Below are 11,134 nucleotides of genomic sequence, written 5' to 3'. Positions count from 1 at the left end.
GGTTATGAGCCCGACGAGCTACCAGACTGCTCCATCCCGCGTCTGTGTGTCGGCATTCTACAGAGGAACGCGAGTGTGTCAACCTGTGAATCGAAGAAAAGCGCTTTTGCTTCAATTGGTTAGCGCTTGATGAGGGGCTTCTTGAGGGCTTGAAGCTAGGCAGGGCAAGGCTTTCAGCTCTATTGGGATGCTGGATTCGATTGAGAAAATATATTCATCTACGAAATTTCCTACCGCTCAGACAGAAGATTCAAACTACTGGTGCTATATACAGGGGTGAGTGCGATACTGGCCACCCGTTGGTTAACACCCCGTTTATATGACGCAGCGCAAAATCATCCACGTCGACTGTGATTGCTTCTACGCCGCCATCGAGATGCGCGACGACCCGAGCCTGGCGCAAAAGCCCTTGGCTGTCGGTGGCTCGGCAGATCGGCGCGGCGTGATCGCCACCTGCAATTATGAGGCGCGGGCGTATGGGGTGCGTTCGGCGATGTCGTCACGTCACGCCCTGAAGCTGTGCCCGGACTTGACCATCGTCAAGCCGCGCATGGATGCCTATAAAGAAGCGTCGAAAGAAATCCAGCTGATTTTCCGCGACTACACCGACTTGATCGAGCCGTTGTCGCTGGATGAGGCTTACCTCGACGTGTCTGACAGCCCGCATTTTGGCGGCAGCGCCACGCGTATTGCTCAGGACATTCGGCGCCGGGTCTCCAACCAGCTGCATATCACTGTGTCTGCCGGCGTGGCGCCCAACAAGTTTTTGGCCAAGATCGCCAGCGACTGGAAAAAGCCCAACGGCCTGTTTGTGATCACGCCGGATCAAGTTGAAGACTTTGTCTCGCAGTTGCGTGTCAGCAAGCTGCATGGCGTGGGCAAGGTCACCGCTGACAAGCTGGCGCGCCTGGGCATCGAAGACTGCCTGCAATTGCGCGACTGGAACAAACTGGCGCTGGTGCGCGAATTCGGCAGTTTTGGCGAGCGCCTCTGGAGCCTGGCCCGTGGGATTGATGATCGTGTAGTGCAAAACGACAGCCGGCGGCAATCCATCAGTGTAGAAAATACCTTCGACGTGGATTTGCCCGATCTTTCAAGTTGCCTGGCGAAACTGCCGGAGTTGATGGAGACCCTGGCCGGGCGCATGGCGCGTATCGACAGTAGCTACCGGGCGGGCAAGCCGTTCGTGAAAGTGAAGTTTCATGACTTTACCCAGACGACGCTGGAGCAGGCGGGGGCAGGGCGGGATCTGGAGAGTTATGAACAGTTGATGACCCAGGCGTTCAATCGCGGGGGCAAGCCGGTGCGGTTGTTGGGGATAGGCGTACGGTTGCTGGACCTGAGCGGCGGCAACGAACAGCTCGAGTTTTCCTGGTAAAAACCCGAAATAAATGCGGGAGCTGGCTTGCCTGCGATAGCAGTGTGTCAGTCACGAATGCTTTAACTGATACACCGCTATCGCAGGCAAGCCAGCTCCCACAGTTTGATCTTCACAGGTATTGAGCGATCAGCGTGCGCCGGGATCCGCCACCAAGCGCCCCCCATCCTTGGTCAACGCCTGCACAAACTCCTGCTGCAACTCCGGATCATTGCGCGTCAGTTCAATCAGGCTTTGTTCCAGCTCACTGGCTTCTTCTTCCAGGCCCAGCTCCGACAGGCGTTTGACCCGGTGTACCCACTGGTTCACTTCGTCATCTTCCAGGTCGTCATAGATCAGGGCATGGGCTTCGAGCAGCTTGCTGCGCAGCGTGTTGCTGACCGCCAGGGTCGAGTCGGTATGCACGTCGTCCTGGCCATCCGCCACAGTGATTTTCAGCGTGGTGACGCGGTTCAGGTCCTGCTCGGCAAAGGGGCTGTCCAACAGGTTAAGGCGCAGGATGCCGTTACGGTCGGTGGTCAGCTCATGGGTCTGCTTGCCGGCAGTGACTTGCACCGGGCGCTCGCTCCAGGGCAGGCTCGAATACTCCAGGCGCTTGTCACGCTGGACTTCATCGATAGCCGCCAGGTTCTGTTGCGCACGGCCGTGGGATTGCACGTTCATGAACGGGTTGATGCCGTCCACGCCGTAGCTCAACCAGTCATGGGTCACACTCGTGGGCAGGTTGCCGAGGGCGAAGATATTCGCCACGTTGGCACCCACGCCCGCCACCAGCGCCACGGCACCCAAGGGCATCTCATAGAGTTTGCGCCAGGGCTGGTAGGGCGTGTATCGGTCATAACGACGGGTGACTTCGAATTCGGTGACCTCGAAGGTCTTCTGCTCATGAATGCGAACCCGGCGTTGCGGCAGCTCCAGCACTGTGGGTTCGCCTACATCGATCTGCAGGCTGTGGTCGAGCAACTTACGCTCGACCCGCTCCTCGTGCTCACTGCGTTGCGACATCTGATTGGCGCAGCCGCTGACCAGCAGGGCGCCGCACAAGGCGGCGCCCCCCAGGGCTCTGGTGTTTCGCTTGAACATGACTTCTCTTGATCTGGTTTTCAGCGACGAATACGCGCCTGGAGGAAAGACAGCACGTCAGCCACCGGCAACGGTTGGGCTTCGGCTTCGGTCCGGCTCTTGTATTCCAGATTGCCATCCGCCAGGCCGCGGTCACTGACCACGATCCGGTGCGGGATGCCAATCAGTTCCATGTCGGCGAACTTGATGCCCGGGCTGGTTTTCTTGTCCCGATCATCGAGCAGCACTTCGAAACCGGCAGCGGTGAGTTCCGCGTACAGTTTGTCGGTGGCTTCGCGTACTTGCTCGGTTTCATAGCGCAATGGCACCAGGGCTACCTGGAACGGCGCCAGCGCGTCACTCCAGATGATGCCTTTCTCGTCGTTGTTCTGCTCGATGGCAGCGGCAACCACGCGGGATACGCCAATGCCGTAGCAGCCCATGTCCAGGGTGATCGGCTTGCCGTTCTCACCCAGTACTTCGCACTTCATCGCCTTGCTGTACTTGTTGCCCAGCTGGAAGATGTGCCCGACTTCGATGCCGCGCTTGATCTCCAGGGTGCCCTTGCCATCCGGGCTCGGGTCGCCGGCCACGACGTTGCGCAGGTCGGCCACGGTCGGAACCGGCAGGTCACGCTCCCAGTTCACGCCGAAGTAGTGCTTGTCGTCGATGTTCGCGCCGATACCGAAGTCGCTCATCAGCTCGACCGAACGGTCGATGATGATCGGCAGCGGCAGGTTCAGCGGGCCCAGGGAGCCGGCACCGGCGCCAATGGCGTCGCGCAGTTCGGCATCGGTGGCCATGACCAGCGGGCTGGCTACGCCAGGCTGGTTAGCGGCCTTGATTTCGTTGAGCTCGTGGTCGCCACGGATCACCAGGGCGATCAGCTTGCCTTCTTCTTCGGCGCGCACGATCAGGGTCTTGATGGTCTTTTCAATCGGCAGATTGAATTTCTCCACCAGGGCCGCGATGGTCTTGGTGTCTGGCGTGTCGACCAGGCGCAGCTCCTCGGTGGGAGCAGGGCGCGAGGTTTCACGTGGTATGGCTTCGGCCTTCTCGATGTTCGCCGCGTAGTCGGAACCGTTGCTGAACACGATATCGTCTTCGCCGGACTCGGCCAGCACGTGGAATTCGTGGGAGCCGGCTCCGCCGATGGAGCCGTTGTCCGCTTCAACCGGGCGGAACTTCAGGCCCAGGCGCGTGAACACGTTGCAGTAGGCCTGGTGCATGCGGTCGTAGGTCGCTTGCAGGGAAGCCTGGTCGGCGTGGAACGAATAGGCGTCCTTCATGATGAACTCGCGGCCACGCATCAGGCCGAAGCGTGGGCGGATCTCGTCACGAAACTTGGTCTGGATCTGATACAGGTTGAGCGGCAACTGCTTATAGCTGCTCAGCTCGTTGCGCATCAGGTCGGTGATGACTTCTTCGTGGGTCGGGCCGGCGCAGAAATCGCGGCCATGACGGTCCTTGAAGCGCAGCAACTCAGGGCCGTACTCTTCCCAGCGCCCGGATTCCTGCCACAACTCAGCCGGTTGGGTGCTCGGCATCAACACTTCCAGAGAGCCGGCCGCGTTCATTTCTTCACGAACGATGGCTTCGACCTTGCGCATCACCTTCAAGCCCATGGGCAACCAGGTGTACAGGCCCGAGGCCAGTTTGCGGATCATACCGGCGCGCAGCATCAGCTGATGGCTGATCACAACCGCGTCGGAAGGCGTTTCTTTCTGTGTGGCGAGCAAATATTGACTGGTACGCATGGTAGGCCGTTGTCGGTTGCGTGGACTTGAAATGACTTGGGATTGTACGGGCGCTTGTCGCCGGAGTACAGGCGTGAGGTAGCTGGGTGTATCTGTCGTAACCGTCGCTTGTGTGGGAGCTGGCTTGCCTGCGATAGCGATGGTGAACCCAACGCCGCTATCGCAGGCAAGCCAGCTCCCACATTGACTGAGTCGTGTCAGTCTTCCGGCGGGGGATTCAGCCGGGCGCGGCGGTTCTCCTGGAACCAGTGCAACGCAATCAGGATCAGCGTCGGCACACCCAGCAGGCAGGTGATCATAAAGAAGTTGTGGTAACCGAACTTCTCCACCATCACCCCTGAATAGCCGCCGATCAAACGCGGCAGCAACAGCATGATCGAACTGAGCAGCGCATATTGGGTGGCGGAGAACTTGAGGTTGGTGAGGCTCGACAGGTACGCCACGAACGCCGAAGTGGCCATGCCCGAACTGAAGTTGTCCAGGGAGATGGTGACGATCAACATCTGCAGGTCGGGGCCCATGTCGGCGAGCATCACGAACAGCAGGTTGGTACCGGCCGAGGCCACGCCGCCGATGAACAGGATCGGCAATATGCCGAACCGCACGATCAACAGGCCGCCCATGCCGGCGCCGAGCAGGGTCATGATCAGGCCGAAGATCTTGCTCACTCCGGCGATCTGGTCCTTGGTGAAACCCTGGTCGATATAGAACACGTTGGCCATGACGCCCATCACCGTGTCGGACATGCGATAGGTGGCAATCAGCCCGAGCAGCAGCAGCGCCTGCCAACGGTAGCGCAGGATAAAGTCGTTGACCGGCGTGAGCACGGGCGCCAGGCCCCGGCGGCCCATGGCTGAAAGGCACAGGGTAGTGAGTATGATATAGAGGATGGCGCGCAGGAACGCGCGGTCTTCCATCAGCAGTTCCCACAAACTCACGCCCTGGAACAGCACGCTGGCGAAGTCGGTGTTGTACAACTGGGTGAACATCGCCGGTACCGAGACCAACAGCACGATCAGTACAAACACCGACACCAACTGGTGCATGAAACTGTAGCGTCCGGCCTGCAACTGGGTGCGCAGTGGCACATCAGGTTCACGCATGAGGAAGGTGGTGAGCAACGCCGGCACCATCAACACGCCGAACAGCACATAGGTGCCGGTCCAGGCCGAGTGTTTATAGTTGAAGCCGGTGGAGCCAAAGCCTTCGGCAAAGAACAGCGCACCGGCGGTAGCCAGCAGGGCGGCAATGCGATAGCCGGACATGTAGCTTGCCGCCAGGGCGGCCTGACGGCTGTCGTCGGCGATTTCCAGGCGGTAGGCATCCACGGCGATATCTTGGGTGGCCGACGCGAAGGCGACGATCACCGCAATGGCGATCAACCAGGACAGGTGTTTTTGCGGGTCACAAAAGCCCATGCCGATCAATCCGAGGATCACCAGCGATTGGGCCAGCACCAGCCAGGAGCGACGACGCCCCAGTTTGCCAAGCAACGGCAGGCGCCATTGGTCGAGCAGCGGCGACCAGACCCATTTGAAGGCGTAGGCCAGGCCGATCAGGCTCGCATAGCCAATGGTCTCGCGAGCCACACCGGCTTCACGCAGCCACACCGAAAGCGTCGAGAACACCAACATGTAAGGCATGCCGGCGGCGAAACCGAGCAACAACAGCACTAACGTCGAAGGGCTGGCATAGGCGGCGAGCGCGGCGCGCCAGGTTTTACGGGGCATGGGCTGGAGTCTGCCTCAGATTTGCGGAAACAAAGCGCGCACTCTAACCGCTGTGCTCTACCGGGCGCCAGCCATGACGCTGAATATCAACACGATTGTTCAGGATGGTGACGCCTTCGCTACGTAAACGCGCACGTTGTTCGTCACCCGAGGCACTGCCCACCGGCAAACTTATCCGACCACCGGCAGCCAGCACCCGATGCCAGGGCAACCGCGTGTCTTGCGGCAACTGGCTCAGGGTGCGCCCGACCCAGCGGGCAGCCCGCCCCAAACCGGCCAAGTGGGCCAGCTCGCCGTAACTCACCACGCAGCCTTCGGGCACCTGCGACAACGTCAGGTAGAGTGCGGTGCGGCGCATCTCGGCGGGGCTTTGTGGCGTATCGGCGGGTAGGATCACTGTGGGGATATCCGTTGAGATCGTCGTTGTTTTGTCAGAAACGTCTGTAAACATGACGATGAGTATTGAACTCAATATAAATCCTTGAGTCAGTTCTAGCCATGTAACACTATAACGCCCCTTATTTTCGCCAACCCCGAGTCCCGTACTTGCTTATGTTGTCCAGAACCCTGTTGTGCCTTGCTGTTTTCAGTGCTTCCACGCCCTTGCTCGCCGATACCGTCTGGTTGAAAAACGGTGACCGGCTCACCGGCAAGATCAAAGTCTTCGACGGTGGCAAGTTGCTGATCCAAACCGACTACGCAGGCTCCATTCCGGTGGACTGGAAGCAGGTCAAAACCCTGGAAAGTGACCAGGAGCTGCTGGTCAAGCAGGACGCCTACAGCGGTGAAAAGGCCAAGTCCTTGCAGGCATCGGATGACGGCAAGGTGGTGCTGGCCAATGGCGAGGCGCCCAAGACGGTGGAACTGGCAAGTATCCAACAGATCATGAAGCCCAAGCCCGTGATCGAAGACCTGGTGTGGAAGGGTAATGTCGACCTAGCGCTGGACTACAAACGCGCGGACAAAGACACCAACGACTACGACATCGACTTCAAGACCTCGGCCCGTCACGGCCAGTGGCGTCATACGGGCAAGGGCGAATATAACCGGGAGTTCCAGGACGACGTCACCACCACCGACAACTGGGCCCTGGAATACGACCTGGACCGTTTTATCACCGAGCACTGGTTCTGGCAGGGGCGCCTGACTTATAAGCGCGACAAGGTCGAAGACCTGGCGCGCCAGCGCACCGTGGGTACCGGCCCGGGCTACCAGTTCTGGGACGATGAGTTGGGCGCGTTCTCCCTCGGATCGCTGGTCAACCGTACCGATTACGAATATGCCGACGGCGGCAAGGACAACTTCTACTCTCTGGCCATGAAGTGGAACTACAACCGCTACTTGGTGGGCAAGACCGTGGAGTTCTTCACCAACGGCGAATTGGGCAAGCCTCTGGACGGTCCGGCCGATTACTCCCTGGATGCCGAGATGGGCCTGCGCTACAAAGTCACCGAATGGGCGTCCCTCAATCTCAAGGCCGAGCGTGACGTCATCAGCGGCGACTCCGATAGCAGCTTGAGCAAGACCCGTTACACCGCAGGCTTCGGCGTGGCCTGGTAAACCGGCGTCGGCCACTCTGGCAACCTGCGCAGATATTGATTACCTTGTGTTGAGATCCATTCCCATATGCCATGGGCGGCGGAACACCCGAGGAGTCATCTATTGAGCACGCAGGTTGCCAAGAACGCCCGAGAGCTGTTGCTCAAGGAATACCGTGGGGCGCTCGCCACACAGTCCAAAGCCATGCCCGGCTTTCCCTTTGGCTCGGTGGTGCCCTACTGCCTGGACGAGCAGGGCCGCCCGCTGATCCTGATCAGCCGCATTGCCCAGCACACCCACAACCTGCAAAGAGATCCCAAGTGTTCGCTGTTGGTGGGTGAGCGCGAGGCCGATGATGTGCAAGCCGTGGGGCGCCTGACCTACCTGGCCGAAGCCGAGAAGCTGGAAGACCCGGCCGTCATCGAAGCTGCGGCCGAGCGCTACTACCGCTACTTCCCTGATTCGGCCAACTACCACAAGGCCCACGATTTCGATTTCTGGGTGCTCAACCCCGTCCGTCACCGTTACATCGGTGGGTTTGGCGCGATCCATTGGGTCGACCAGTTAACCTTGGCCAACCCGTTTGCGGGCAAGGCCGAGCGCAGCATGATCGAGCACATGAACAGCGATCACACCAAGGCCATCGCCCATTACGTCGACCTCGGCGGTTTGCCGACCAGCGAGCCGGCACAGCTGGCCGGCATCGACAGCGAAGGCATGCACTTGCGTATCGGCCAATCCTTGCACTGGTTGCCTTTCGAGACGCCTTGCAACACACCGACACAAGTACGCGAAGCCCTGGTTTCATTGGCTCACGCCGAGGTGTGGCCGAAAAAAACCACGGTTGACGCTTGAATTTACACAACGGCGACGTCATCTAAGGTGGACTGGCAAGGCATTCTTGCGTTGAGGAACCATTTGATGCGCCCTTTTTTATTGCTCTTTCTGCTGTTCCCGGTGCTGGAGCTGTTCGTATTCGTTAAAGTCAGCGGTGCGATCGGGTTTTTCCCGGCGCTGTTGCTGATCATCGTAGGCTCCATGCTCGGCGTCCTGGTGCTGCGTGTCGCCGGCCTGGCGACCGCGTTGCGTGCCCGTGAAAGCCTGAACCGCGGCGAACTGCCGGCCCAGACCATGCTTGAGGGCCTGATGATGGCCCTGGCCGGTGGCTTGCTGATCCTGCCGGGCTTTATCAGCGACGTGCTTGGCCTGGTGCTGTTGCTGCCATTCACCCGCAAGCTGCTGGCCGGCAAAATGCGCCAGCGTGCTGAAGAGGCCGCCATGCGCCAGCGTGCGTTCGCCGACGACCTGCAACCCCGTGGCGGTCCGGCTCCGCGCCAACCCCTGGGGCGTGAAGGTGATGTGATCGAAGGCGAATTCGAACACCGCGACAACAAATAACCGCTTCACCGGCACGGCACCTTCGGGTGCCGTGTTGCATTTACCCTTGAGCCGACACAAAAAATTTCATCCTCGGCCCCTTGTAATAAGCCTGGGCGCCCTTATGTAACGGTCACCGCAAGGTTTCTGGTGGTGACACTAGACAGACTTCCGCGTCTCGCCCAGCGAGCCGCGACCGGCACCGCCGGAATTTAACCCGCCGGATTGAACCGGCCGATGAAAAACACAATTAGGAGAGATCGACAATGAGCAAGCTTCGTCCTCTGCACGACCGCGTCGTCATCCGTCGCAGCGAAGAAGAAAAGAAAACCGCTGGCGGGATCGTTCTGCCAGGTTCGGCTGCTGAAAAAGCCAACCACGGTGTGATCGTCGCTGCTGGCCCAGGCAAGACCCTGGAAAACGGTGAAGTACGTGCGCTGGCCGTGAAAGTGGGTGACAAGGTTGTTTTCGGCCCTTACTCCGGCAGCAACACTGTGAAAGTCGACGGCGAAGACCTGCTGGTAATGGCTGAGAACGAAATTCTCGCTGTACTGGAAGGCTGATTTCCCCGCTCATTTTCCCGTTACTACAAAGTATTTAAGGAATATCGATCATGGCTGCTAAAGAAGTTAAATTCGGCGACTCCGCCCGCAAGAAAATGCTCACTGGCGTCAACGTGCTGGCTGACGCAGTAAAAGCGACCCTGGGCCCGAAAGGCCGTAACGTGATCATCGAGAAGAGCTTCGGCGCTCCGACCATCACCAAGGACGGCGTTTCCGTAGCCAAAGAGATCGAACTGGAAGACCGTTTCGAAAACATGGGCGCGCAGCTGGTCAAAGACGTTGCCTCCCGTGCCAACGATGACGCAGGTGACGGTACTACCACCGCAACCGTACTGGCTCAGTCGATCGTCAACGAAGGCCTGAAGGCCGTTGCTGCCGGCATGAACCCGATGGACCTCAAGCGCGGCATCGACAAGGCGACCATCGCCATCGTCAAAGAGCTGAAGAACCTGTCCAAGCCATGCGCCGACACCAAGGCCATCGCTCAGGTAGGCACCATCTCTGCCAACTCCGACAGCTCCATCGGCGACATCATTGCCGAAGCCATGGAAAAAGTCGGTAAAGAAGGCGTGATCACCGTTGAAGAAGGCTCGGGCCTGGAAAACGAACTGTCGGTTGTAGAAGGCATGCAGTTCGACCGTGGCTACCTGTCCCCGTACTTCGTCAACAAGCCGGACACCATGGTTGCCGAACTGGACAGCCCGCTGATCCTGCTGGTCGACAAAAAGATCTCCAACATCCGCGAAATGCTGCCAGTGCTGGAAGCCGTTGCCAAAGCCGGCCGCCCACTGCTGATCGTGGCTGAAGACGTTGAAGGCGAAGCCCTGGCGACTCTGGTTGTGAACAACATGCGTGGCATCGTCAAGGTTGCAGCCGTCAAGGCTCCAGGCTTCGGCGACCGTCGCAAGGCCATGCTGCAGGACATCGCCGTTCTGACCGGCGGTACCGTTATCTCCGAAGAGATCGGCCTGAGCCTGGAAAGCGCCACCCTGGAAAACCTGGGTAGTGCCAAGCGCGTGACCCTCTCCAAGGAAAACACCATCATCGTTGACGGTGCTGGCGTTGAAGGCGACATCGAGTCCCGTATCGCTCAGATCCGTGCCCAGGTTGCCGAGACTTCCTCGGACTACGACCGTGAAAAACTGCAAGAGCGCCTGGCCAAGCTGTCTGGCGGTGTTGCAGTGATCAAGGTTGGCGCTGGCTCCGAAGTTGAAATGAAAGAGAAGAAGGCCCGCGTTGAAGACGCCCTGCACGCAACCCGTGCAGCCGTTGAAGAAGGCGTGGTACCTGGCGGTGGCGTTGCGCTGATCCGTGCTCTGGAAGCCCTGACTGACCTGACCGGCGACAACGCTGACCAGAACGTTGGTATCGCTGTACTGCGCCGTGCCGTTGAAGCACCGCTGCGCCAGATCGCTGCCAACTCTGGCGATGAGCCAAGCGTTGTGGTCAACGAAGTCAAGAACGGCAAAGGTAACTACGGTTACAACGCTGCGACTGGCGTGTACGGCGACATGATCGAAATGGGCATCCTGGATCCAACCAAGGTGACTCGTTCCGCGCTGCAAGCAGCATCCTCCATCGGCGGTCTGATCCTGACCACCGAAGCTGCGATCGCTGAAGCACCGAAGAAAGAAGGCTCGGCTGGCGGCGGTATGCCAGACATGGGCGGCATGGGTGGCATGGGCGGCATGATGTAAGCCAGCCTACCCGGCGCTTTAAAAAGCCCCG

General features: G+C 59.4%; 10 protein-coding genes. 6 read left to right on the top strand and 4 right to left on the bottom strand.

Going from position 1 to position 11,134, the window contains the following annotated elements:
• The first annotated feature begins 319 nt into the window (after positions 1-319).
• Positions 320-1,378, top strand: coding sequence for a DNA polymerase IV (gene dinB / locus AC1RAC_RS07130; protein WP_003193948.1), 1,059 nt, complete (start codon positions 320-322; stop codon positions 1,376-1,378).
• A gap of 129 nt (positions 1,379-1,507) precedes the next feature.
• Here the strand turns inward: dinB and AC1RAC_RS07125 are convergent, their stop codons facing one another.
• The 4 genes from AC1RAC_RS07125 to AC1RAC_RS07110 form a co-directional block, all read right to left on the bottom strand.
• Positions 1,508-2,461: a hypothetical protein gene (locus tag AC1RAC_RS07125; protein ID WP_057975080.1), complete on the bottom strand. Its 954-nt coding sequence runs from the start codon at positions 2,459-2,461 to the stop codon at positions 1,508-1,510.
• Positions 2,462-2,481: 20 nt separating this feature from the next.
• Positions 2,482-4,197 (bottom strand): proline--tRNA ligase, encoded by a 1,716-nt coding sequence (locus AC1RAC_RS07120; protein WP_019817246.1) that lies wholly within the window; start codon positions 4,195-4,197, stop codon positions 2,482-2,484.
• A 197-nt stretch (positions 4,198-4,394) separates the two neighbouring features.
• Entirely contained in the window at positions 4,395-5,927 is a 1,533-nt protein-coding gene (locus AC1RAC_RS07115) for an AmpG family muropeptide MFS transporter (RefSeq protein WP_089042382.1), read from the bottom strand.
• A 43-nt stretch (positions 5,928-5,970) separates the two neighbouring features.
• Entirely contained in the window at positions 5,971-6,285 is a 315-nt protein-coding gene (locus AC1RAC_RS07110; protein ID WP_054897670.1) for an MGMT family protein, read from the bottom strand.
• 194 nt (positions 6,286-6,479) lie between these two features.
• Here AC1RAC_RS07110 and AC1RAC_RS07105 point away from each other — a divergent pair, with 194 nt between their 5' ends.
• The 5 genes from AC1RAC_RS07105 to groL all read left to right on the top strand — a co-directional run bounded on the left by AC1RAC_RS07105 (position 6,480) and on the right by groL (position 11,103).
• Positions 6,480-7,487 (top strand): DUF481 domain-containing protein, encoded by a 1,008-nt coding sequence (locus AC1RAC_RS07105; RefSeq protein WP_034128627.1) that lies wholly within the window; start codon positions 6,480-6,482, stop codon positions 7,485-7,487.
• Positions 7,488-7,589: 102 nt separating this feature from the next.
• The gene (locus AC1RAC_RS07100) at positions 7,590-8,321 is read left to right on the top strand and encodes a HugZ family pyridoxamine 5'-phosphate oxidase (RefSeq protein WP_057975083.1); all 732 of its coding nucleotides are present in this window, start codon (positions 7,590-7,592) and stop codon (positions 8,319-8,321) included.
• 66 nt (positions 8,322-8,387) lie between these two features.
• Complete coding sequence (locus AC1RAC_RS07095) at positions 8,388-8,864, top strand: FxsA family protein (RefSeq protein WP_034128625.1); 477 nt, start codon at positions 8,388-8,390, stop codon at positions 8,862-8,864.
• 245 nt (positions 8,865-9,109) lie between these two features.
• On the top strand, positions 9,110-9,406 hold the full coding sequence (locus AC1RAC_RS07090; protein WP_017846112.1) for a co-chaperone GroES: 297 nt from the start codon (positions 9,110-9,112) through the stop codon (positions 9,404-9,406).
• A 50-nt stretch (positions 9,407-9,456) separates the two neighbouring features.
• The gene (gene groL, locus AC1RAC_RS07085) at positions 9,457-11,103 is read left to right on the top strand and encodes a chaperonin GroEL (RefSeq protein WP_034128624.1); all 1,647 of its coding nucleotides are present in this window, start codon (positions 9,457-9,459) and stop codon (positions 11,101-11,103) included.
• Positions 11,104-11,134 lie beyond the last annotated feature (31 nt).

This window comes from Pseudomonas sp. GW823-FHT02F05, assembly GCF_058797315.1.
This window is presented reverse-complemented; position numbering and strand designations above follow the sequence as displayed.